The organism is Luteimonas sp. AC640a (assembly GCF_979256585.1).
Map to the genome: position 1 here is coordinate 269,038 of NZ_CEEDOV010000007.1, position 22,839 is coordinate 291,876.

Sequence of the window (22,839 nt, forward strand, 5' to 3'; positions counted from 1 at the left end):
CTGGCCGCACGTCCAACCACGGAGTGCGACTCATGGCAGTTACGCGAGCGAAAGCCACCGCCCTGCTCAACAAGACTGAAATGGGCCTCTACGACGACAGTCGTGCGAATGCTCTGCGCGATCACAGCGACGCGCGTCTGACGCAGCTGGTCTCACGTGCACGCACGGCGCGCGATCGCGCACGTGATCTGGAAAAGCGTCAGCGTCTGGCATCGCGCAAGACCAGCGGCAGCAAGTCGGGCCGCACTGGTCTGGCCAATGCGCGCACGGGCGAGAAGGCCGAATTGCTGGCCGACATTCTGTCGCGTCTCGAAACCCGCCAGCGCGACGCCGCCAAGGCCGCAAAGGCCGCCGCAAAGTCCAAGCCGGCGAAGACGGCCGCGCCGAAGCGTGCGCCTGCCAAGACGGCGAAGGTCACCGGCAAGACCACCAAAAAGGCTGCGAAGTCGGCGGCCACAAAGGCCTCGAAGCCCGCAAGGAAGACGACGACGGCGAAGAAGGCCGCAACGCCTGCGTCCGCAGCGAAGGCCACGAGAAAGGTTGCGAAGAAGGCCGCTAAGAAGACAGCCAAAAAGGTGTCGGGCAAGGCCACTGCAGCAACTGCATCTCCGAAGGTTGCCAAGAAGCCGGCAGCGAAGAAGGCGATTGGCAAAGCGTCCGCGACTGCGAAGCCGGCGGCGGCAGCCAAGCCTGCGGCTCGCACTGCGGCGAAGGCAGCGAAGGCCAAGGCGCCTGTGGAGAAGGCCAGCAAGACCAGCGGTCGCGGCACGCGTGGCATCACGCCGGAACAGGCCCTCGCAAACACCCGCAAGCTGCTCGAGCAGCATGATGCGGAGGCCAAGGCCAGCAAGCCGTGGGAGACGCTGGGGGCCGAGGCCGCCGCTGTCGATACGCCCGGTTACCAGTCGCCGCAGGCGCGTTCGAAGGCGTTGGCGCTGCACGAAGCCGAGAGCCGTCAGGCATCAATCAACGGCAGCATCAGCACGCGTGATCGCCGCAATCAAGGAAAGCGCGACCACCGTAACTCCAACGATTGACCGGGCAGGGCGCGTGCGTCGTGACGCGCGCGCCCGTATCGGCTCAGGCTCAGGCCACGACGCGCAGCGCGACGTCGGGCACCTCGTCGGCGTAGGTCTCCAACAGGCGCTGCTGGACGAAGTGGTCCAACTGCTCGAATTCGCTGGAATCGGTCTGGTCGAGCCGGGTCAACTCGAACAGCCGCTCGATGGCTTCCCGCAAGTCGGTACGACGTGTGTCCATGGCTGCGCGTTCCCCTTTATCCCCCGTTATGCAGCACATCCCGTGCCAACGCTGATATGACGGCGTGTCCCCCGTCCTGACCGCGGGCGTCACGCGGACTGACGTGTTCGGCGCGTAATCATGACGCGCCGCGTCATGATCGAGCCGTCGCACCGTGCGTTTGGCGCGCGCCCGACGTGTCAGCATAGGGTCGGAAATTTCTGATCTTGAAGTAGGACTTTCGGCCCATGTCGACGCCACCGATCCATCTCGATGCGCACCGCCATCTCTTCGAGATCAGCGTGGACGGACGGGTCGCGCATCTCGAATACCGCGAAAAACAGGGCGTCCTCACCATCCTGCATACCGTCGTGCCGAGTGCATTGAGCGGGCGCGGATATGGCGCTGCGCTGGTCGAGGCCGCAAGCCGGCATGCGGCCCACGCAGGTCTCCAGGTGAAGTCGGAATGCTGGTATGCGACCCGTCATCTGGCCGCCAAGGAGGCCGCCGGTACAGGCGCGAAAGCGGGCCATTAAAGGCCGTTCCCGCATTCACCTTTTCTTTTTCAATTGCGGTATCGTGCGCGAACTGTTCAAGGCGGGATCACGGTACATCGTGGCTCCGATGCGGTAGATCCAAGTTGAACGCCCGGTTCGCCGGTCGGGACGATCCGCTCCATCGCTTCGCGTTACCCCTTGCTCGACAGTCGCGGCATCCGGACCACAGCGTCGGCGGGTGTCGTGTTCCCAATTCAAACTGATTCAAGGAGTAACACAATGAGCGATCGTCAGACCGGAACCGTCAAGTGGTTCAACGATGCCAAGGGCTTCGGCTTTATCACCCCGGAAAGCGGCCAGGACCTGTTCGTCCACTTCCGTTCGATCCAGGGCACCGGCTTCAAGTCGCTGCAGGAAGGCCAGCAGGTGACCTTCAAGGTCGTCCAGGGCCAGAAGGGCCTGCAGGCCGACGAAGTGCAGGCTGTCTAAGACACGCCGCCTTCCGCAAGATCGGGCCCCGGACGGCAACGTCCGGGGCTTTTTGTATGTGCGATCCGCCGACGGATGCCGTCACGACAATCGCACAACGCGCCCGTTAGTTTTCCGTTCCGCCACGTCATTTGGAGCGACGATGTCTGCACCGATCCGGTCCCTGTATTGCCTGCGGCTGCTGGCCCTGGCCCTGGCCCTGTCCGCGTGTCAGCGCGATGTGCCGGCGCCCGCGCAGTCCGCGGCCAGCGATGCGCCACCGGCTGCCGAGACCGTACAGCCGCTGGAGGAAGCGCCGGCGGAGTTGAAGGACGTGGTCGAGATGGACCCGAAGTTCATCGTCGGTATCAGCTATTCGCCCGAGGCCAACAAGTACCCCGGACTCGCGGGGGAACTGCACCGCTACGCCCAGGCCGCGCGCGACGAATTGATGGAAGCGGTCGGCGGCGCCGAACTGCAGCCGGGCACGATGTACGACCTGTCGCTCAACTTCAGCACCCTGGTCGATACGCCGGACATGCTCGCGATCGCAGCCGACGGCAGCAGCTACACCGGCGGCGCGCACGACAATCCGCTGATCGAGCGCTTCATCTGGCTGGTGCGCGAGCAGAAGCTGCTGACTGCCGAGGCGCTGTTGGCCGGCGAGGGCGACTGGAAGGCGATCTCCGGCTACGTGCGCGAGCAGTTGCATGCCGCGCTGTCACAGCGGATCGATGCCGACGAGCTCGAGCCCGAAGAGCGCAGTCGCCAGATGCGATCCGCCGGCAAGATGATCGACGAGGGCTCGGGCCCGGACGTCGCCAATTACCAGCAGTTCGAGCCGATTCCCGGCCCCGGCGGCAAGCTGTCGGGCCTGCGGTTCGTGTTCCCGCCCTATCAGGTCGGGCCCTACTCGGACGGTGTGCAGACGGTCGATGTGCCGGCCGCCGTGCTATTGCCGCATGTGGCACCGGCCTACCGCGATTTGTTCGTCCAGGCCTGAGTCTCAGGGCGCGAGTGCGCCAAGCGTCGCGCCGATCTCCGCGTCCAGCCGTAGCGTCGCGAGAGCGTCGGCGCGCGTCGTACCACCGTTGAGGATCGCCAGTGGCAGGCCGGCATCGGCCGCCATCTTGGCGAAGCGGAATCCTGAATAGACCATCAGCGACGAGCCGACGACGAGCATCGCGTCGCTCGCGCCCAATGCCGCCTGTGCATCCTGCACGCGGACGCGCGGCACGTTCTCGCCGAAGAACACGACATCCGGTTTCAGCATGCCGCCGCACAGCGGGCAATGCGGTGGCACGAAGATCTTCTCGGCCTCGGCCGCGATGTCGGCATCGCCGTCGGGCGCCATCGCCGCGTCTCCGGGATGCCAGTGCGGATTGTCGGCGACCAGCTGTGGCTGTAGCGCGTCGCGTGGCGTGAGGTGACCGCAGGACAGGCAGGTGACTTGGTCGAGCCGGCCGTGCAGATCGATGACGCGCTGACTGCCGGCACGCTGGTGCAGGCCGTCGACGTTCTGCGTCAACAGGGTCGTGACCGGTCCGTCATGTTCAAGCGTGGCCAGTGCGTGGTGCGCAGCGTTCGGCTGCGCGACTGAAAACTTCGGCCAGCCGACGAAGCTGCGGGCCCAGTACCGGCGGTACACCGCCGGGTCGCCGGTGAATGCCTGCCAGGTCACCGGCGCGGCGCGTTTCCAGTCGCCGTTGGCGTCGCGGTAATCGGGAATGCCCGAGCCGGTACTGATGCCCGCGCCGGTGAGCACGAACACACGCTGGAAGCCGGCCAGCCAGTCGCGCAATCGCGTGGTGGCATCGGGTGTATCGAGGACGATCGCGGACATGCGGCCATGCTACAGGCCGTGTGTGCGGCGGACGTGTGCGGGGTCAATGCGGGACCTCGGACGCACCGCAATGTGCACGCGAGGCCGCCAAACGAAACGCCCGGCGCAAGGCCGGGCGTTTCGGGTCACACGATGCGGGGAATGATCAGTTCGCCGCGTCCTTCGGATCCGGCGCGAGACCCCGCTTGATCAGCAGCGGCTCGATCTGCGGCTCGTGGCCGGTGAAATCGAGGAACAGCTGCTTGGCGTCCTTGCTGCCGCCGCGCGACAGCAGCGTGCTGCGGAAGCGGTCACCGTTCTCGCGGGTCAGGCCGCCGTTCTGCTCGATCCACTGGACGGTGTTCGCGTCCAGCACTTCCGACCAGATGTAGGCGTAATAGCCGGCCGCGTAGCCGCCGTTGATGTGGCTGAAGTACGGCGTGCGGTAACGCGGCGGGACGGGCGCGTAGTCGATGCCGGCGGCCTTGAGCGCGGCCGCTTCGGTCGCCATGACTTCCGAGCCGTCGGGCAGCTGATCGGCCGGCAGCTGGTGCAGATACTGGTCGAGCATCGCCGAACCCAGGTACTCGGTCGTCGCGAAGCCCTGGTTGAACTTCGCCGCGGCCTGCACCTTGGCCAACAGTTCGGCCGGCATCGGCGCACCGGTGCGGTAGTCCTTGGCGTAGTTCGCCAGCACTTCCGGCCAGTCGGCCCACATCTCGTTGACCTGCGACGGGAACTCGACGAAGTCTCGCGGCACGCTGGTGCCGCTGAAGAACGGGTACTTCACGTCCGAGAACATGCCGTGCAGCGAGTGGCCAAACTCGTGGAACATCGTCGTCACTTCGTCCCAGGTCAGCAGCGTCGGCTGGCCGGCCTGCGGCTTGGGAATGTTCTGGTGGTTCGCGGTGACCGTCAGCGTGCCTTCGAGTTCCGACTGCGACACGTACGAGTTCATCCATGCACCGCCGCGCTTGGAGGCGCGTGCGTAGGGGTCGAAGATGAAGATCGCGAGCTGGCTGCCGTCTTCATTGAAGACGTCGTAGGTCCAGGTGTCGGGGTGGTACTTCGGCAGGTCCGTGCGCTCCTTGAACGTGATGCCGTAGAGCTTGGTCGCGGCGAAGAACACGCCGTTCTCCAGCACGTTCTTCATCTCGAAGTAGGGCTTGAGCTGCGCGTCGTCAAAGCTGTACTTGTCCTGGCGAACCTTCTCCGAGTAGTACGCCCAGTCCCACGGCTCAAGCTGGAACGTCGGCTCGCCCTTGGCGGCCTGCTCGCGGTCGATCATCGCCTGCAGTTCGGCGGCTTCGAGCTTGGCGTTGGCGACGGCGGCCGGTGCCAGCTGGCCCAGCATGTCGTTGACGGCCTCGACGGTGCCGGCGGTCGAATCCTCGAGTATGAAGGCGGCCTGGTTCGGGTAGCCCATCAGGTTGGCGCGTTCGGCGCGGAGCTTGAGGATCTGCGAGATGACCTCGGTGTTGTCGTATTGGTTGCCGCGGCTGCCGCGGGCGACGGACGCCTTGTGCACGCGTTCGCGCACGTCACGGTTGTTGAGCTGCGGCAACGGCGGCTGGCCGGTGGTGTTGAGCAGGGTGATGACGTACTTGCCTTCGAGGCCACGCGACTTCGCCGCATCTGCAGCCGCCGCGATCTGCGCCTCGCTCATGCCGTCGAGTTCCTCGACGGTGTCGACGACGACGGCCGAATCGTTGACTTCGTTGAGCACGTTCTGGCTGAAGGTCGTGCCGAGCTTCGCCGACTCGGCGTTGATGCGGCGCATCTCTTCCTTCTGCGCCTCGGTCAGATTGGCACCGGCGCGGACGAACATCGTGTGGTAACGCTCGACCAGACGCTTGCCTTCGGCATCGAGGCCCAGCGAGTCGACGTTCTTGAACAGCGTATCGACGCGTGCGAACAGCTTCGGGTTGAGCATCACGGCGTCGCGGTGGGCCGCGAACTTCGGCGCGTAATCGGCGTCGATCTTCTTGCGCGCATCGTTGGTGTCGGTGCCGTTGAGGCTGCCGAAGATGCCGCGGGCGCGCGACAGCACTTCACCGGACTTCTCCAGCGCGATGATCGTGTTGTCGAACGTCGGCGCTTCGGGATTGTTCGCGATCGCTTCGATCTCGCGCAGGTTTTCGGCCATGCCGGCGTCGAACGCAGGTCCGAAATGCGCGTCCTTGATCTGGTCGAAGTGCGGGTAGCGCAGATCGAGCGTGCTCTCGACGAACAGCGGATTGTCGGCGGTGCGCTGGGCGCTCGCGGCGGGCGGGGCGGAGGCGGTGCCGGTGCCGGTGGACTGCGCGAAAACGGGCAGGGCGGACACGGCAAGAGCGGCGCACAGAGCGACGGCGAGCGGGTGCTTCAGCAAAGGGGATTCTCCCGGTGACATGACCCACTAGGCTAGCCGATCGGGTGTGGACGTGGCCTATGCCGGAAGTCCGGTCCCGGAATTCCACGGAGCGACAGTGGTTTACGCGCGAAACTTCAGTCGCGCTGCGAACGATGTATCGCGTGATGCAGAGCGGTGAGTCAGACTGGCGATCCGCTTTCAATGCCGGAGCTGAGATGACCAGCGCATTCGATTTCCAGGCGACCAGCCTCGATGGGTCGCCGCAGCCGCTGTCCGATTACGCGGATCGCGTGCTGCTGATCGTCAACGTCGCTTCGAAGTGCGGGTTCACCCCGCAGTACGCCGGCCTGCAGCAGCTGTGGCGCGACTACCGCGACCAAGGCCTGGTGGTGCTGGGTTTCCCCTGCGACCAGTTCGGGCATCAGGAGCCGGGCGCGGCGGCGGATATCCGGGATTTCTGCGCGTTGAACTACGCCGTGGATTTTCCGATGTCGGCCAAGATCGACGTCAACGGCGCGAACGCGCATCCGCTGTGGACCTGGCTGCAGGCGCAGAAGCGCGGCGTGCTGGGTACGCGTGCGATCAAGTGGAACTTCACCAAGTTCCTGGTGGGCCGCGACGGGCAGGTCATCGACCGGTTCGCGCCGTCGGCCAAGCCGGAGAGTCTGCGCAGGCCGATCGAAGCGGCGCTGGCCGACTGACGCACGCGTCAGGCCGGCCGCGCAGCCTCAGCGGACGATCGTGACCGGGATCGTGGTCTGGGCGATGACCTTGCTCGAGACCGAGCCCAGCAGCACGCCCTTCACGGCGCCGCGCCCATGCGAGCCCATCACCAGCAAATCGGTCTTGCGCTTGCCGGCGACCTCAAGAATGGTGGCGGCGATCTCGCCGACTGCGGTCACTTCCTCCACCGCAACCTGGGTACGCCCCAACGCCTTGCGTACGGCTTTGAAGGCATGTGCATGGTTGTCGTCGTGATAGGCCCGCACGGCCTCCTTGCCGATCTTGCGTTCGACACCGGGGAAGACCGGTGGATCCACATGCAGCACGGTCACGCTCGAACCCGCGGCGGACTGCTTGGCGAGTTTGAGAGCGAACTTCAGTGCTCGCGAACTAATATCGCTGCCATCGACGGTCACGAGGATCTTCATGGGCCACTCCAGTGGTGAGTGCCTGGAGTGTACGGCCTGCTGAGACTACTTCTCGACGAACGCCCGTTCGAAGACATATTGCCCCGGCGTGCCGATGCGCGGGGCGGCTTCGAAGCCGCGGGTGTCGAGCAGCTGGCGGAAGTCGGCCAGCATCTGCGGGCTGCCGCAGATCATCGCGCGATCGTGTTCGGCGTCGAGCGGCGGCAGGCCGAGGTCGGACGCCATGCGGCCACTGTCGAGCAGTTCGGTCAGGCGGCCGCGGTGGCTGCGGCCGTTGAAGTCGAAGTCCTCACGAGTCACCGCCGGGTAGTACAGCAACTGCTTTGACATCTGCTCGCCGAGAAATTCGTGGTGCGGCAGTTCGTTGACGATGTAGTCGCGGTAGGCCAGATCCTGCGGGGTGCGCACGCCGTGGGTCACGATGACCTTGTCGAAGCGCTCGTAGGTCTCGGGATCCTTGATCACCGACAGCCACGGTGCGAAGCCGGTGCCGGTGCCCAGCAGATACAGGTTCCGGCCCGGGTGCAGATCGTGGATCAGCAGGGTGCCGGTCGGCTTGCGGCCGATCAGCACCTGGTCGCCGGGTTTGATGTGCTGCAGACGCGAGGTCAGCGGGCCGTTGTCGACCTTGATACTGAAGAACTCCAGCTGCTCTTCCCAGTTCGCACTGGCGATCGAATACGCACGCAGGATCGGCTTGCCTTCCGTTTCCAGCCCGATCATCACGAACTGGCCGTTCTCGAAGCGGAAGCCATCGTCGCGGGTGGTGGTGAAGCTGAAGTAGGCGTCCGTCCAGTGACGGACATCCAGCACGGTTTCGGTGCCAAAGGCGGCTGACATATGCGAAAGAAGCGACGCGGGAAAGCCGGGCATGATACCAGCGATGAGACCGGTTCTCATTTTGCAGCCGATGATCGCGCCGGACAGGGCGTTCCACCTGCGCCGCACGCGCAGGTGCTAGCCGCTAGGCGGGCCTAGTTCGGGCCGTGCTCCTCATTGGGCTTCGCGCGCTTGTCGCCCAGCAGGGCGCTGAGCACGATCGCGATGCCGAGGCCGGCGCCGGTCAGGAACAGCAGCAGCGCGATCGCCGGATAGCCGAACAGGCGCGGGCCGCCGGGGTTGTCCATCATCATGGCCGAGGCCAGGATCAGCGCCGCGGTGACGATGCCGGCCGCGATGCGGTTGGCGATCTTGTGCAGGCTCTCGAGCAGGTGCGATTCCTCGAGGCCCGTCAGCCGCACGCGCAGACGGTTCTCCGACAGCAGCGACAGCACGTTCGACACCTTGCGCGGCGCGTCGCGCACCAGCTCCTGCATGTCCATCAGTTCGCTGGCGAGATTGGCCGGCGACAGCGACTTGCGCAGGCGTTGGCGCATCATGTTGTTGAGGTGGTCCTCGACGACGCGCTTCATGTCCAGATCGGGATCGAGTGCCTGCACCACCGATTCGAGATGCAGCAGCGTCTTGCCGAGCAGGCTCATCTCCGGCGCCGTGCGCAGGCCGCAGGATGTCGCCAGGCGCACGAGGTCGAGCATCAACCGGCCTTCGGTCTGGCCGGTGGCGCCGGACTGCGCGGCATAGCGCGCGACCAGCTGGCCGACGTCGCGGTAGTAGCGTCCCTCGTCGAAATCCTCCAGCCGCGTGCCCATCGCGATGCCTTCGGCCGCGACCTGCTCGCCGCGTCCGTCCACGGCCGCGAACAGCAGTTTCAGCAGGCGTTCGCGGGTGCGCGGCGGCACGTGCGCCACCATGCCGAGATCCAGCAGCGCGAGACGCCCGTCGCGGGTGAACAGCAGATTGCCGGGATGCGGATCGGCGTGGATCTCGCCGTGCACGAACACCTGGTCGAGATAGCCGTGCAGCAGCTCGGTCGCCAGTGGCGCCATGTCACGCTCGGTGCGCTGCAGGCCGGTGATATCGGTGACCTTGGTGCCTTCGACCAGTTCCATCGTCAGCACGCGGGCGCGGGTCAGATCCCAGATTGGCTTCGGCACGAACAGCGCGGGATATGCCACGAAATGCGCGTCGAAACGGTCGAGGTTCTCGGCCTCGATGCGATAGTCGAGTTCGGCCAGCAGCGTGCGCCGGAACTCGTGTACCCAGTCGGCGAAGCGGATGCGGCGCCCGACTTCGGTGACGCGATCCACGCCACCGGCGAGGCGGGCGAGAGTGTCGAGATCGTCGCGGATCTGTTCGGTAATGCCGGGACGCTGCACCTTCACCGCGACCTTGCGGCCATCGCGCAGCGTCGCGCGATGCACCTGCGCCAGCGATGCGGCGCCGATCGGTGTCTCGTCGAAAGTCTCGAAGATCTTGCTGATGCGCACGCCCAGCGCATCCTCCACCGCGTCGTGGATCACCTCGAACGGCAGCGGTGCCACGTCGTCCTGCATGCGCTCCAGCGCAGCGAGATAGGCGGGCGGCACCATATCGGGCCGCGTCGACAGTGCCTGGCCGATCTTGATGAAGGTCGGGCCCAGCGCTTCGAGGTCGTCAACGAAGGCTTCCGGCTTGCCTGGCTCGCCTTCGAGTGCTGCATCGGCCGTCGCCGGATCGAATTCGAAACCCGACAACACGCCCGCGCTGCGATATTTCATCAGGAATCGCAGGATCTGCGCATGACGCGCAAGGGCGCGGCTGGTGTCGGTCATTCGGTGCACTCCGTTGGTCACCGGCAGCCTACGCAAGCCGGCGTCAACGGCGACTCACGGCTGCGGATTGTCCGAGCGCGCGCTCGCGCGCGATGGCAATCCCGGCAACGCCCCATCGCGCGCCAGCGCGCTCCTACAGAAGCGGATCAGCGGTAGCCGGCCGCCTGCAGTTCGAACAGTTCCGCATAGCGCCCGCCCTGGGTCATCAGTTCGGCATGCGTGCCGCTGGCTTCGATGCGGCCCTGCTCGAGCACGAGGATGCGGTCGGCCATGCGCACGCTGGAGAAACGATGCGAGATCAGCACGGCGGTGCGGTCTTCCGACAGCTCCTTGAAGCGGCGGAAGACTTCGAACTCGCTGCGTGCGTCGAGCGCCGCGGTCGGCTCGTCGAGGATCATCACCTGCGCCTCGCGCATGTACGCGCGGGCGATCGCGATCTTCTGCCATTGGCCGCCCGACAGATCGACGCCGGTCTTGAAACGACGGCCGATCAGCTGGTCATAGCCACCGGGCAGGCCGGCGATGAGTTCGTCGGCCATCGAGCGGCGTGCGGCGTCCTGGATGCGCGCGTCGTCATCCATCGCCTCGATGCGGCCGACGCCGATGTTCTCGCCGGCGGTCAGGTGGTAGCGCACGAAGTCCTGAAAGATCACGCCAGTATTCGCGCGCAGCGCGTCGAGGTCGTAGTCGCGCAGATCGCGGCCGTCGAGCAGGATCCGGCCCTCGTCGGGGTCGTAAAGACGCGCCAGCAGTTTGACCAGGGTGGTCTTGCCCGCGCCGTTCTCGCCGACCAGCGCCAGCACCTCACCCGCCTGCAGGGTGAAGTCGAGATGCCGCACCGCCCAACGCTCGGCGCCGGGATAGCGGAAGCCCACGTTCTCGAACACGAAGCCTTCGCGGATCGGTTGCGGGAACGGCACCGGGTCAGCGGGCGAGGTGATTTCAGGCTCGATCGCGAAGAACGAGAACAGGTCGTCGAGATACAGCGCTTGCCCGGCGACCTGCGAGAACCCGACCAGCAGGCTTTCCAGCAGCTGGCGCAGGCGGCGGAAGCTGCCGGCGAGGAAGGTCAGATCGCCGATCGTGAAATCGCCGCGCACAGTGCGCCAGGCGATGTAGGCGTAGGCGACGTAGTAACCCAGCGTGCCGAGCGCGGCCAGCAGCGTGCCCCAGATCGCGCGGCGTCGCGCCAGCGAGCGGTTGGCCAGGAAAAAGCCATCGGCGAGCGTGCGGTAGCGGTCGATCAGGAACCGGTGCAGGCCGAAGATCTTGACCTCTTTTGCGGTCTCCAGACTGGCGCCGGTCTGGCGCACGTATTCCAGCTGGCGGCGCTCGGGCGTCCACTGGAAGTTGAGCGTGTAGCCGAGCGCGTTGAAATGCGATTCGCCGATGAAGGCCGGGATCAGCGCGATCGCCAGCAGCAGGATCAGCCACGGCGCGTAGACCATCAGGCCGATCGCGAAACTCACCACGGTGATCGCGTCCTGCACCTGGCCGAACAGCTGGCCCATGAGGTTCATGCGGCCCATGGTCTGCCGGCGCGCGCGGTCGAGCTTGTCCTGCAGCTCGGGATCTTCGAAGTCTTCGAGATCGAGCGTCGCCGCGTGTTCCATCAGGCGCACGCTGGTCGCATTGGTGAACAGCTCCGACAACAGGTTGTCGGCGTAGCTGACCATGCGGCCGAGCAGATCGGAGCCGATCGCCAGACCGAATTCCAGCGCGAGCAGCCAGGCGAGATGATTCAGCGCGCCGCCGTGCCAGGCGGTGGCGAGATCATTGAAGGCGACGCCCGCGCCGACGAGGCGGATCGCCTCGTCGATGATCAGCTTGCCGATGTAGAGCATCACCACCGGCAGGAACGCGCGGATCAGGCGCAGACCCAGGCTGGTCAGCGTCAGGCCGGGGCTGGTCTGCCAGATCAGCTTCAGGAACGGACGCAGATTGCGCATCGCGTCGAAGCGTTCGCGCAGGCTGGGGCGTTGCGCGCTTGCGGCAGCGCGCGTGGGGGTGGGTGTCGACATGGGCGATATCGTATGCGCGTGCAGGGCAGGCCGCTGCGACGGTTAGCGCATCGCGTCGGGCGGTTCGCCTTCACCGCCGGACTGCAGCGCCACCGGCAGATGCCAGCCGAAGCGCAGGGCCATCATCCGCAAGCCGAAGCACAGCAGGGCGCCTGCGATCGCACAGGGCATCGGCGGCCACTGCAGCCAATGCCCCGTGGCGACCACGGCCGCGCCGGCCAGCGCCGCGACCGCATAGAGTTCGGCGCGCAGGACCAGCGGCACCTGCGCCAGCAATACGTCGCGGGCGATGCCGCCGCCGATGCCGGTGAGCATGCCGAGGCCGGCCGCCATCGGCGGCGGCACGCCGAAATCCAGCGCCTTTTGCGTGCCTGCGACGGCGAACAGCGCCAACCCCATCGCATCGAACATCCGCACCGGCTGCTGCAGCCGCTCGATCAACGGTGCCCAGGCGAAGCTGATCACGCCGGCCGCCAGCGTAATCGCCGGGTACCGCCAGTCGCTGAGGGCGGCGACCGGGGTCGCGCCGATCAGCACGTCGCGGGTCATGCCTCCGGCCGTGGCTGCTGCGAACGCGACCACCAGCACGCCGAACAGGTCCAGACGGCGGCGCACGCCAAGCATCGCGCCGCTGAGGGCGAAGACGAAGGTGCCGACCAGATCTAGCACGAGTACGAGAATGTCCATGCGCGCAGTGTGCGCGGCGCGCGCCGGCCTTGCAGCCCCCGCCGGGCCGTGTCCGCGAGCCGATAGCCTAGAATGGGCGGGTTTTCCGCCAGCCTTCGAGCCAGCCGTGACCGTCAGCCATTCCGTATCCCAGGTGTCGTCGACACCCGTGTCGATCCGCCAGGACGACTTCATCCAGTCCGTCGCCGACGCCCTGCAGTACATCAGCTATTACCACCCGGTCGACTACATCAAGAATCTCGCCGCCGCCTACGAGCGCGAGGCGTCGCCGGCCGCGAAGGATGCGATCGCGCAGATCCTGATCAATTCGCGCATGTGCGCCGAAGGCCACCGGCCGATCTGCCAGGACACCGGCATCGTCACCGTGTTCCTCGAAGTGGGCATGTCGGTGCGCTGGGACGACGCGACGATGGGCGTCGAGGACATGGTCCACGAAGGCGTGCGCCGCGCGTACAACCATCCGGACAACAAACTGCGCGCCTCGGTGCTGGCCGATCCCGCCGGCAAGCGCATCAACACGAAGGACAACACGCCGGGCGTGGTCAACGTCAAGATCGTGCCGGGCAACACCGTCGATGTGATCGTCGCGGCCAAGGGCGGCGGTTCGGAAGCGAAGTCGAAGTTCGCGATGCTCAACCCCTCCGATTCCATCGTCGACTGGGTGCTCAAGACCGTGCCGACGATGGGCGCCGGCTGGTGCCCGCCGGGCATGCTCGGCATCGGCATCGGCGGCACCGCCGAGAAGGCGATGCTGCTGGCCAAGGAAGCGCTGATGGAGCCGATCGACATCGTCGAGCTGCAGGCCCGTGGCGCGTCGAACCGCGCCGAAGAGCTGCGGCTCGAGCTCTTTGAGAAGGTCAACGCGCTCGGCATCGGCGCGCAGGGCCTGGGCGGCCTGACCACGGTGCTCGACATCAAGGTCAAGGATTTCCCGACCCACGCGGCGAATCTGCCGGTTGCGCTGATCCCGAACTGCGCGGCCACGCGCCATGCGCATTTCACGCTCGACGGCAGCGGCCCGGTGATGCTCGATCCGCCGTCGCTCGCCGACTGGCCGGAGCTGACCTACAACCCGACCGGCGCGCGCCGCGTCGACCTCGAGACGATCACGCCGGACGAGGTCACGACCTTCAAGCCGGGTGAGGTGCTGCTGCTGAGCGGCAAGCTGTTGACTGGCCGCGACGCTGCGCACAAGCGCATGGTCGAGATGCTCAACCGCGGCGAGACGCTGCCGGTCGATCTCAAGGGCCGCTTCATCTATTACGTCGGCCCGGTCGATCCGGTGCGCGACGAAGTCGTCGGCCCCGCGGGCCCGACCACCGCGACGCGCATGGACAAGTTCACCGATCAGATCCTTGAACAGACCGGCCTGTTGGGCATGGTCGGCAAGGCCGAGCGTGGCCCGACCGCGATCGAGGCGATCAAGAAGCACCGGTCGGTGTATCTGATGGCGGTCGGCGGCTCGGCGTATCTGGTGTCGAAGGCGATCAAGGCGGCGAAGGTGCTCGCGTTCGAGGACCTCGGCATGGAAGCGATCTACGAATTCGAAGTGCAGGACATGCCGGTGACCGTCGCCGTCGATTCGGCCGGCACCTCGGTGCACGAGACGGGCCCGCGCGAATGGAAGGCGCGCATCGGAGGAATTCCGGTGGTCGAGATCGCCTGAGCCGTTCGACCGTTCGAAACGCGGCGGCGCCTGCGGGCGCCGTCGTCGTCTCCGGTCAGGGATCTAACATCTTCGCACCGCATTGCAGCGCGCACATCAGGCGGTCTTCGCGGCAATGCGCGGTGTTCGGCACCGAACCCTGACATGCGCCCATGCTCTGCCTGGCTTCGCACGCGTGCACGGTGCGATCGTCGACCGCACGGTCGACACAGGTCTGCACCTCGCCGCTGTTGTCGCAACTTCGCGCGATGCTCTCCGCCCGGCTTGCCTCATCGAAAGAACATCGGGCCAGCACCGCATTGCACACCGCGATGCACGCAAGGCCTTCGGGCGAAGTCGGCAGCAGCAAGCGCGGTTCGGTGGCGCAGCCTGCGAGCAGCCACAGGGCGAGCGTGCAGACGCTGGCACGCTTGGCGGTACGGAACGTGCGCCTCATGTCCGTCTACTCAGTCCACGAATTCGTCGAAGGTCTTCTTCCGCCGGAACGGCATCAGATGCTGCTCGACGATGCCCTGCGGCACGGTCTCCAGCTTCATGACGCCGTATTCCTCGGGCCACTGCGCCTGGTCGCGCGGTAGCTTGAACGTGCCCATCAGCATGTCGATCAACGGCAGGTGGATCGCGTAGTTGACGTCGATGTAGTCCTGCTGCCGCGCGTGGTGCCAGTGGTGATAGCGCGGCAGCACCAGCAGGTATTCGAGCCAGCCGAAACGCACGCCGATGTTGGCGTGGGCGATCACCGCCTGCAGGCCGACCAGAATCACATAGGCATTGACGGCCGGCGTCGAGAAACCCAGCACCAGCAGCGGCAGCAGCACGAAACTGCGCGTGAGCACGATCTCGACGAAATGGATGCGCGAGCCGGCCAGCCAGTCCATCTCGCGGCTGGAGTGGTGCACCGCGTGGAAGCGCCAGAGCCATGGCACGTTGTGGTACGCGCGGTGCAGCAGCGCCTGAGCGAGGTCGGCGACGAACACTGCGATCAGGAACTGCGCCCAGACCGGCAGCGACTGGATCGCGTCCTTGAGCGCGGGGAACACTGCGAGTCCGGCGATCGTCGAGGTCGACGCGGTCACCAGGATCAGGATGAACTGCACGAGCACATGGCTCATGAAGAAGTAGGCGATGTCGGTGCGCCAGCCGCGGCGCAGCGGGGACATGCGCCGCTTGCCCAGATAACGCTCCAGCGGCACGAACACCAGCGCCGAGAAGAACAGCGAGATCACGAACCAGTCGAGACCCAGCGAGTAAGGCGTCGCGCCGATGCTGTCGAACTGCACATTGGTGCCGCCGAGCAGCACCGCGAGTGTCGCGCTGCCGACACCGACCGTCGCGATGCGGCGGTTGCGGTCGCGCAGGATCGCCAGCGTGCCGAGGATGAAGGCTGCGACCAGACCGACCAACAGCAGGTTGCGCGCGAATCCTTCATCGTAGACCGCGCGGAATTCGCGGCTGGTCAGCAGCTCCGGAAAATGGAAGCAGACAACGCCGAACACGCTGAGCATGCCGAGTAACGCCGAGGCATAGGCGAAGAACGAACGGCGGGGGCGGGCGACGGCAGCGTCCATGCGTGAACCGGTGGGCGGAAGACGCTGCCGAGCATAGAACAGATCGCGCCGCCGCCCGCGCAGGGCGACGGCGGCGTCAGAAAGTCAGCCGACGATCCTCAGAACCACTCGAGCAGCGAGATGCCCAGGCCGACGTAGGTCGCCTTGTGGTTGTAGTCGATCAGGCTCTCACCGTAGCCGTCGAAGACCTGTAGATGACCACGGAAATTCTTGTGGATCGGAAAGCCCCAGTCGAACTGCAGCGCACCGTGCGAGCGGTCGCCGCCACGCAACGAATGCCGGGCCATCAGCGAGAATTCGTGACCACCGCGGACGTGGGTCACCGTGAGATCGCCACGGCCCATGAAATCCTCGATGTCCGGATTGTTGTCGTCGCTGCCCTCGGAAATGCGGATCCACGGCCGCGCCGTCACGGCCCAGTTGTCGCGGTCCAGGCCCACGTTGAACATCACCCGGTTCCAGCTGCGCGAGAGCGGATCGCCGCGCCCGTTCGACTGGTGGTTGATGCCGATCGCGGCCATGCGGCCGTTCCAGCCGCCGATGCTGTAGCCGTTGCGGAACACCAGCAGTACTTCGGGTTCGTAGTTGGTTTCGCGGAACGGGCGCGATTCTTCGCTGTTGTAGGTCTGCCAGCGGGAACTCTGCGTGTAGCCCATCCAGATGTCGCCATTGGTCCCGAACAGGTTCTCCACCGCCTTGGTCTTGAAGCTGAGCTGGAACTTGGTCTCCAGGCTGTCGAGCGACTGCGGTGTGGTCACCGTGTTGTCGGGATTCGGAGACGACGGCATCTGGTTGACATTCGAGCTCCAGAAGGCCGGCAACAGATAGACCGGTTTGTAGGCACGCATGTTGAAGATGCCGAGCTTGGAATCCTTGGCCAGCTCCCAGCGACTGTCGAGCAGAGAGCCCTGGCCGGCATTGGCGATCGCATCGGCGAGACGGTCACTGCTGTCGTGGGCATAGAGGCTGCGCGACGCGGTGCCCTCGGCCATTGCATCGGCGCGCACCGCGGGATCCCTGCGCAACTCGCGTGCGACCGCGGCTTCGGTGTCGGCCTGTTCCGGCGTACGGCTGGCGCGGCCTGTCATCGAGTCGAAGCACGCCAGGCGCTGCGCGTCCTGCTCGAGCGCGATGCAGGCATCGAGGCTCGCGGGCGCATTGGGCGCGGTGGTCGGGATCTCGGCTGTCTGCGCGTGGGCAAGACCGGTGGCTGCCGCCAGGGCGGCAGGAAGAAGATAAGCGGGTCGCATGATCAGGTCGCGTCCTTGAGCGGGAGGAGGTTGCTTTGGTCGGTACTTTGCACCTCGGCGACCTGGCGGTCGATATCCCGGTTGACCGAGGTATCGACGCCGACGCTGGTGGCGGGCTCATGGTCGTCGACTGCAGGGGCGGCTGTCTCCTCTTCCCGTGCCAGCACGACATGCGTCGTGGTCTTCGGTCCTTGAATTCCGTCGCGCCAGAAGGCGCCCTTGACGAGGCGGATCGCCTCGCTACGGATCTTGGCCAGATCGCTCTCGCGCTGATCCACCCAACCGAAGAACCGCAGTACCACGCCGTTCGCGCCGAACTCCACCACGGTCCACGACGGGCCGGGATCGGTGAGCACGCCTTCGATGCTGGTGATCTCGGCCATCGCTACGGCGTGCGCCTTACGGATCGACTGGCTGGCGTCGATATTGAAAGTGAAATCGAACCGGCGTTTCGGATTGCTGGTGTAGTTGAGGATCACCGCTTTGAACACCAGCGCATTGGGCAGGCGCAGCTCGTTGCCGTCCAGCGTGATCAGGGTCATCGCGCGCGCGCTGAGCGCGGCGACCTTGCCCTCGTAGCTGTCGATCTTGACCATCTCGCCGGGCTCGAACGGCCGGCGCAAGCTCAGCAGGATGCCGGCGATGTAGTTCTCGGCGATGTCCTTGAACGCGAAGCCCAGCGCCAGACCCAGCACGCCCGCCGAACCGAGCATCGCGCCGACTAGCGCGGTGGCGTTGAGCAGGTCCAGCGCGACCAGGATGCCGATCATCACGATCACCGTGCGTACCGCGCGCCGGATCAATCCGTCCAGATAGGGATTGCGCGTCCGCAGGCGCAGCCAGTGCAGGTGCTGCGACACGAGGCTGCCGATCCACGAGGCAAGGAAGACGATCAGCGCGGCAGCGAGCAGCAACGGCAGATGCGCGACCAGGCGCAGCAACCGCGCTTCGGCCTCGTCGTACACCTGCTCGAGGCGGGTGCGCACATCGATATCGTCGACGACCACGACCGGCGTCGGGGTCGTCGAGGCTTCGACTGACGTCTGTGCTTCCGGCGCCGTGGCGACTGGTGCGGCCCGAGTAACCGACGGCGTCGCCTGGACCGGTGCGACGAAAATGCAAGCCAGCGCCGCGAGCAGTGCGCCGGCCAGTGCTCGGCTCAAGCGTGGCGGCGGCGCGGGGTCGAGCGAAGCGGTATCAGGCATGTCGCGTGCAGTCGTCGTCGGGCTGAAGCGCGACGATAGTGCACTCACCACCACCAGGCGAATGCGAAGACCGCAAGCATCAGAACTGCCAAGGCCAGCTTGAGCGCCACGCCGATCGCGATGCCGATCCACGTGCCGATGCCGACGCGCGTCGCCTGGCCCAGACCACCCGGCCGAAGATCGCGGCGGCTGATCAGTTCGCCGATCACAGCGCCGACAAACGGGCCGGCGAACAAGCCCGGCAATCCAAAGAACAGACCGACAAAGGTGCCGACGATCGTGCCGACCAGTGCAAGCCTGCTGGCACCGACACGTTTCGCCCCGACCGCCGTTGCCCAGAAATCGACCACGAACGACACTGCGGTCAGCACGCCCAGTGTGAACAGCGACCAGACGCCGATGCGCTCGAAGCCATCGGCCCAGGCGGCAAGCAGCATGCCGGCGAACATCAAGGGCACGCCCGGCAATGCAGGCAGTACGACACCTGCCAGACCGACCACGACGAGCAGTGCCGCGAGCACATAGAACAGGGCACTCAGGTCCACGTTGCAGCTCCTCGAAATGGCGTCGCAACCAGGTTCCGGCGGTCGCGAGAAGATGGGGTGAGCCCGGATTGCATTTTCATAAACAGCGGGGTACTTTGCGATCGCTGTGTTTGTCAAGGTCACCGTGAACCGTGACCCTGCGTGAAGTAGATTCGTGTTGGCTCGTCCCACCCGGTCCGCTGCATCGTCGCACCCGTGTTCTCCTTGCAACCAGCCGCCGCATCAGGCGTTCCATCGATCAACTATCGAAACGTTCCAGGGAGAGAGAGCAACATGGCAGATCGCGAAGAAGGCACCGTCAAGTGGTTCAACGACGCCAAGGGCTTCGGCTTCATCAGCCGCGAAAGTGGTGAAGACGTATTCGTGCATTTCCGCGCCATCCAGGGCACCGGCTTCAAGTCGCTGCAGGAAGGCCAGAAGGTTTCGTTCGAGGTGGTGCAGGGTCAGAAGGGTCTGCAGGCGGATGCGGTCAATCCGCTCTGATTCCGACGGATTCGAGCCAGAAAAAACCCGGCCTGCGCCGGGTTTTTTCTTGTCCGCGCGTGGCGCCGATCAGTAAGCGTAGGCCTGACCGTTCTGCACGCGCACATTCGAACCTTCGCGCAGACCGCCGACGTCGCTCTGCGACAGCACGGTCGTGCGGCCGTCCTGCATCCGGACATGGACGTTGTAATGGGCGCCGCCGCCCTCGGTGCGGTTCTGGATCGCGTTGCCGGCCAGCGCGCCGCCGACTGCGCCCGCGCCGATCGCCACATTTCGACGGCCTTCGCTGTCGGTGTTGCGACGTGCAAGTTCCTTCGCGGCAACCGCACCGACGACGCCACCGATCAGCGGACCGGCGATATTGGGATTGCTGTTGCCGCGAACGGTTTCGATCCGCGTGACGGTGCCGCAGTCGTAGCAGTTCGCGGGACGGCCGTAACCGCTGTTGCCATAACCGCTATTGCCGTAGCCGTTGCCGTATCCGGGCGAGGTCGCGCAGCCGGCGAGGGCGATGGATGCGGCCAGGGCGGCGGTTCCGATCAGACCAGTCTTCATGGGGCTAACCTCCGGTTGCTTTCGCAGGATTCTGTAGGGAGCGCGGGCGTGATCGGCCCGACGGGGCAACGCTAGGCAGTGCCGCGTGAATGCCGCAGCAATTCCGCCGCGTCCGCCGGAAACATGCAGCGCCCGTTCAGTCGAATCGCGCTGTCGGCGTCAGCCGCGCATGTCCTGATGGCAGGCGCCGCATGTCTCGCTGACCGCGTCGGTCGTCATGCGTAGGCTGGCGCAGTCCGCCGGGGGCGTCGCCAGCGCCGCGTCGAGCGTGCGACGCGTGTTGTCGGCATGCGCGACGAAGCCACGGTGGTCACGCAGGTCGGGGAAGGCCGGCTCGAGGTCATTCGACAGGGCGCGCATCGTCTGCAGGTGGGGGAGGGCGTCGCTCACTGCGCAGCGGTTCGCATCCAGATCGCTCGACAGCTGCGCCATCTGCGCCTGGTAGAGCTGCATCACCGCGGCGGGGTAGCGGTCCTGCCAGGTCTTTCGCGCATCCAAGGTGCGCAGCATCACCACGATCAGTACGACGCCGAAGAGCAGGCCGATCGCGAACACCACCAGATAGCCTGCCGCCGAGGACGGCGCGCGGGGCGGCGGCGTGGCGGTCGGAGGTGTCGTGGGCATCGCGGATTCCTGGCGGGGCGCTGGGCGGCGCGACCTTAGCACGCGGCCGTGCGCGGCCCGCCGCCGTTAAACTGTGCGCATGGACGAAGACGCACGCGCACGATTTTCCGGCATCGAACGGCTGTACGGGCAGGGCAGCGTCACGCGCCTGCTGCAGCGGCATGTCGCGGTCGTCGGTCTGGGCGGTGTCGGCTCGTGGGTCGCCGAAGCGCTCGCGCGGACCGGCGTCGGTGCGCTGACGCTGATCGATGCCGACGACATCTGCGTGTCCAACACCAACCGGCAGTTGCCTGCGCTGGCCGGCCAGTACGGTCGCAACAAGGCCGAGGCGATGGCCGAGCGCTGCCGCGCCATCAATCCGTCGATGGAGCTGCATGCCGTACAGGCCTTCGTGACCCCGAGCAATCTGGAAGAAATGCTGGGCGGCGGTTTCGATCTCGTCATCGATGCCTGCGACAGCTTCCGCAGCAAGGTCGAACTGATCGCCTGGTGCCGGCGCCGCAAGTTGCCGGTGATCACGGTCGGCGCCGCGGGTGGTCGCATTGATCCGACTCTGGTGCGCGTGCGCGATCTGTCGCGCACCGAGCACGATGCGATGCTCGCGCTGATCCGCAAGAAGCTGCGCGCGGAATTCAATTTTCCGAAGACGGCCAAGCGCTACTTCGGCGTGTCGGCGATCTACTCGCTCGAGAATGTGCGCTATCCGCAGGCGGACGGCACGGTCTGTGGCCTCCGCCCGCAGCTCGGTCCGGACGCGGCATTGAACCTCGATTGCGGCAGCGGGTTGGGCGCGGCGACGCACGTCACCGGCGCCTTCGCGTTCGCGGCCGTGGGCCGCGCGATCGAGTTGCTGCTCAAGCCTTCAGCTGAAGTCGCTGCCTGAGCGGGCGTGTCAGTCCGCTGCGATCCGGAACAGTGCCAGCGCATTGCGCGAGGTCTGCGCAGCGACTTCATCAGGCGTGATGCCGCGCAGCTGCGCCACCACGTCTCGGATGCGAGTGAGTCGCGACGGCTCGTTGCGCTGGCCACGGTGATCGGCGTCGGGCTGGTCCGGCGCGTCGGTCTCGAGCAGCAGCTGTTCGAGCGGCACGTCAGCGGCCACGCGATGCAGACGCTTCGCGCGGTCATAGGTCAGCGGCCCGCCGAGTCCGATCAGAAATCCGATCTTCCACAGCTGCGCCGCCTGCTCGGGGCTGCCGCTGAAGCTGTGGACCACGCCGCGCAAGCCGTCGAGGCGGCGCAGCAGACCGATGGTCTCTTCCACCGCGCGTCGTGCATGCACAATCACCGGCAGGTCGTGCGCATGCGCGAGCCGCAACTGGCCTTCGAAGTAATGCAGCTGCGCGTCGGCATCGAGACCTTCGACGAAATGATCGAGCCCGCACTCTCCGATCGCAACCGGCCGCTCGCGTTCGATCCATTCGGCGAGCGCGTGGAGGTGCGCAGGCTGGTGCTGCGCCAGGAATGTGGGGTGGAGGCCGTATGTGGCGTGCAAGCCGGGCGTGGTGGCGCAGACATCGCGCAGTTTCGGCCAAGCGTCCGCGTGCGTGGCGGGGATCACCTGATGGGCAATGCCAGCTTGCCGCGCTCGGTCGACGACCGCCTCGCGATCGGCATCAAACTCGCGCGCGTCGAGATGGCAGTGGCTGTCGACCAGCATGGCGGTGCTCAGGAGCGACGCGCCTCACCGTCCAGCGGCCGCCGGGGCGCTTTGTCGCCTGGCTTCGGCGTGCGCTTGCGTTTCGCCAGCACGACGGTCGCCAGGCCCAGCAGGATTTCATCGACGAATGGGATCGGATCGGGAACCAGCACGTTCAAGCCGAACAGCACGGCAGTGACCATGAAGATGCGCGGGTAGCTCAGCCGCGACAGCCATGCGATGAGTGGAACGGTCAGCGGATTGGGCACGGCGGTATCCAACGTCGGAATTCGGAGGTGAAATGGACGCTAGCACGCCGTTCCGCAACCCCGGTTTAGCGGATCGTCAGCCTGGAACACCGAATCCCGGCGGCTGTTCAGCATGAGGATGCTGCAATCGGCACCAAGAACGAAAC

At 66.0% G+C, this 22,839-nt stretch carries 25 protein-coding genes; 8 read left to right on the forward strand and 17 right to left on the reverse strand.

The window, feature by feature from the left end; genetic code table 11:
• The first annotated feature begins 32 nt into the window (after window positions 1–32).
• Window positions 33–1,037 (forward strand): hypothetical protein, encoded by a 1,005-nt coding sequence (locus ACZ9YD_RS05430; RefSeq protein ID WP_465074106.1) that lies wholly within the window; start codon window positions 33–35, stop codon window positions 1,035–1,037.
• 49 nt (window positions 1,038–1,086) lie between these two features.
• Here ACZ9YD_RS05430 and ACZ9YD_RS05435 read toward each other — a convergent pair whose 3' ends face one another.
• Entirely contained in the window at window positions 1,087–1,260 is a 174-nt protein-coding gene (locus ACZ9YD_RS05435) for a hypothetical protein (RefSeq protein WP_465074107.1), read from the reverse strand.
• A gap of 227 nt (window positions 1,261–1,487) precedes the next feature.
• On the opposite strand from ACZ9YD_RS05435, the gene ACZ9YD_RS05440 reads away from it, so the two are divergent.
• The 3 genes from ACZ9YD_RS05440 to ACZ9YD_RS05450 all read left to right on the forward strand — a co-directional run bounded on the left by ACZ9YD_RS05440 (window position 1,488) and on the right by ACZ9YD_RS05450 (window position 3,207).
• Window positions 1,488–1,775 (forward strand): GNAT family N-acetyltransferase, encoded by a 288-nt coding sequence (locus tag ACZ9YD_RS05440; protein ID WP_465074108.1) that lies wholly within the window; start codon window positions 1,488–1,490, stop codon window positions 1,773–1,775.
• 240 nt (window positions 1,776–2,015) lie between these two features.
• Window positions 2,016–2,225 carry a cold-shock protein gene (locus ACZ9YD_RS05445; protein ID WP_159679025.1) on the forward strand — a complete coding sequence of 70 codons (210 nt, stop codon included), beginning with the start codon at window positions 2,016–2,018 and terminating at the stop codon, window positions 2,223–2,225.
• Window positions 2,226–2,367: 142 nt separating this feature from the next.
• Window positions 2,368–3,207 (forward strand): RsiV family protein, encoded by an 840-nt coding sequence (locus ACZ9YD_RS05450; protein WP_465074109.1) that lies wholly within the window; start codon window positions 2,368–2,370, stop codon window positions 3,205–3,207.
• A gap of 3 nt (window positions 3,208–3,210) precedes the next feature.
• Here ACZ9YD_RS05450 and ACZ9YD_RS05455 read toward each other — a convergent pair whose 3' ends face one another.
• Together ACZ9YD_RS05455 and ACZ9YD_RS05460 are read right to left on the reverse strand one after the other, a co-directional pair.
• A complete protein-coding gene (locus tag ACZ9YD_RS05455) occupies window positions 3,211–4,047 on the reverse strand; it encodes an NAD-dependent protein deacetylase (RefSeq protein ID WP_465074110.1) in 837 nt (278 codons plus the stop codon).
• Between the two features lie 145 nt (window positions 4,048–4,192).
• Entirely contained in the window at window positions 4,193–6,418 is a 2,226-nt protein-coding gene (locus ACZ9YD_RS05460) for a M3 family metallopeptidase (protein WP_465074111.1), read from the reverse strand.
• A 176-nt stretch (window positions 6,419–6,594) separates the two neighbouring features.
• Between ACZ9YD_RS05460 and ACZ9YD_RS05465 the strand changes: the two genes are divergently transcribed.
• Window positions 6,595–7,080, forward strand: a complete 486-nt coding sequence (locus tag ACZ9YD_RS05465; protein WP_465074112.1) for a glutathione peroxidase — start codon at window positions 6,595–6,597, stop codon at window positions 7,078–7,080.
• 27 nt (window positions 7,081–7,107) lie between these two features.
• Here ACZ9YD_RS05465 and ACZ9YD_RS05470 read toward each other — a convergent pair whose 3' ends face one another.
• From ACZ9YD_RS05470 to ACZ9YD_RS05490, 5 genes are all read right to left on the reverse strand, one after another.
• Window positions 7,108–7,530 (reverse strand): universal stress protein, encoded by a 423-nt coding sequence (locus ACZ9YD_RS05470; RefSeq protein WP_465074113.1) that lies wholly within the window; start codon window positions 7,528–7,530, stop codon window positions 7,108–7,110.
• A gap of 45 nt (window positions 7,531–7,575) precedes the next feature.
• Entirely contained in the window at window positions 7,576–8,370 is a 795-nt protein-coding gene (locus ACZ9YD_RS05475; protein ID WP_465074114.1) for a ferredoxin--NADP reductase, read from the reverse strand.
• A gap of 134 nt (window positions 8,371–8,504) precedes the next feature.
• Window positions 8,505–10,181 (reverse strand): ABC1 kinase family protein, encoded by a 1,677-nt coding sequence (locus tag ACZ9YD_RS05480; RefSeq protein ID WP_465074115.1) that lies wholly within the window; start codon window positions 10,179–10,181, stop codon window positions 8,505–8,507.
• A 146-nt stretch (window positions 10,182–10,327) separates the two neighbouring features.
• Window positions 10,328–12,202, reverse strand: coding sequence for an ABC transporter ATP-binding protein (locus ACZ9YD_RS05485; protein ID WP_465074116.1), 1,875 nt, complete (start codon window positions 12,200–12,202; stop codon window positions 10,328–10,330).
• Window positions 12,203–12,244: 42 nt separating this feature from the next.
• On the reverse strand, window positions 12,245–12,889 hold the full coding sequence (locus ACZ9YD_RS05490; RefSeq protein ID WP_465074117.1) for a trimeric intracellular cation channel family protein: 645 nt from the start codon (window positions 12,887–12,889) through the stop codon (window positions 12,245–12,247).
• Window positions 12,890–13,037: 148 nt separating this feature from the next.
• Here ACZ9YD_RS05490 and ACZ9YD_RS05495 point away from each other — a divergent pair, with 148 nt between their 5' ends.
• A complete protein-coding gene (locus ACZ9YD_RS05495; protein ID WP_465074687.1) occupies window positions 13,038–14,555 on the forward strand; it encodes a fumarate hydratase in 1,518 nt (505 codons plus the stop codon).
• 55 nt (window positions 14,556–14,610) lie between these two features.
• Here ACZ9YD_RS05495 and ACZ9YD_RS05500 read toward each other — a convergent pair whose 3' ends face one another.
• The 5 genes from ACZ9YD_RS05500 to ACZ9YD_RS05520 form a co-directional block, all read right to left on the reverse strand.
• Complete coding sequence (locus tag ACZ9YD_RS05500) at window positions 14,611–14,991, reverse strand: hypothetical protein (RefSeq protein ID WP_465074118.1); 381 nt, start codon at window positions 14,989–14,991, stop codon at window positions 14,611–14,613.
• Between the two features lie 10 nt (window positions 14,992–15,001).
• A complete protein-coding gene (locus ACZ9YD_RS05505) occupies window positions 15,002–16,123 on the reverse strand; it encodes a sterol desaturase family protein (protein ID WP_465074119.1) in 1,122 nt (373 codons plus the stop codon).
• Window positions 16,124–16,221: 98 nt separating this feature from the next.
• On the reverse strand, window positions 16,222–17,373 hold the full coding sequence (locus tag ACZ9YD_RS05510) for a phospholipase A (protein WP_465074120.1): 1,152 nt from the start codon (window positions 17,371–17,373) through the stop codon (window positions 16,222–16,224).
• Between the two features lie 2 nt (window positions 17,374–17,375).
• On the reverse strand, window positions 17,376–18,578 hold the full coding sequence (locus ACZ9YD_RS05515) for a mechanosensitive ion channel family protein (RefSeq protein ID WP_465074121.1): 1,203 nt from the start codon (window positions 18,576–18,578) through the stop codon (window positions 17,376–17,378).
• A 44-nt stretch (window positions 18,579–18,622) separates the two neighbouring features.
• The gene (locus ACZ9YD_RS05520; RefSeq protein WP_465074122.1) at window positions 18,623–19,123 is read right to left on the reverse strand and encodes a DUF456 domain-containing protein; all 501 of its coding nucleotides are present in this window, start codon (window positions 19,121–19,123) and stop codon (window positions 18,623–18,625) included.
• 273 nt (window positions 19,124–19,396) lie between these two features.
• On the opposite strand from ACZ9YD_RS05520, the gene ACZ9YD_RS05525 reads away from it, so the two are divergent.
• A complete protein-coding gene (locus ACZ9YD_RS05525) occupies window positions 19,397–19,606 on the forward strand; it encodes a cold-shock protein (RefSeq protein WP_465074123.1) in 210 nt (69 codons plus the stop codon).
• A gap of 69 nt (window positions 19,607–19,675) precedes the next feature.
• Here the strand turns inward: ACZ9YD_RS05525 and ACZ9YD_RS05530 are convergent, their stop codons facing one another.
• Both ACZ9YD_RS05530 and ACZ9YD_RS05535 read right to left on the reverse strand, forming a co-directional pair.
• Entirely contained in the window at window positions 19,676–20,161 is a 486-nt protein-coding gene (locus ACZ9YD_RS05530) for a glycine zipper 2TM domain-containing protein (RefSeq protein ID WP_465074124.1), read from the reverse strand.
• A 159-nt stretch (window positions 20,162–20,320) separates the two neighbouring features.
• Window positions 20,321–20,785 (reverse strand): hypothetical protein, encoded by a 465-nt coding sequence (locus ACZ9YD_RS05535; RefSeq protein ID WP_465074125.1) that lies wholly within the window; start codon window positions 20,783–20,785, stop codon window positions 20,321–20,323.
• 79 nt (window positions 20,786–20,864) lie between these two features.
• On the opposite strand from ACZ9YD_RS05535, the gene ACZ9YD_RS05540 reads away from it, so the two are divergent.
• Complete coding sequence (locus ACZ9YD_RS05540; RefSeq protein ID WP_465074126.1) at window positions 20,865–21,668, forward strand: tRNA threonylcarbamoyladenosine dehydratase; 804 nt, start codon at window positions 20,865–20,867, stop codon at window positions 21,666–21,668.
• A gap of 9 nt (window positions 21,669–21,677) precedes the next feature.
• On the opposite strand, the gene ACZ9YD_RS05545 is transcribed toward ACZ9YD_RS05540, so the two are convergent.
• Both ACZ9YD_RS05545 and ACZ9YD_RS05550 read right to left on the reverse strand, forming a co-directional pair.
• On the reverse strand, window positions 21,678–22,445 hold the full coding sequence (locus ACZ9YD_RS05545; RefSeq protein WP_465074127.1) for a TatD family hydrolase: 768 nt from the start codon (window positions 22,443–22,445) through the stop codon (window positions 21,678–21,680).
• 8 nt (window positions 22,446–22,453) lie between these two features.
• Window positions 22,454–22,693: a DUF6116 family protein gene (locus ACZ9YD_RS05550; RefSeq protein WP_465074128.1), complete on the reverse strand. Its 240-nt coding sequence runs from the start codon at window positions 22,691–22,693 to the stop codon at window positions 22,454–22,456.
• Window positions 22,694–22,839: the final 146 nt, after the last annotated feature.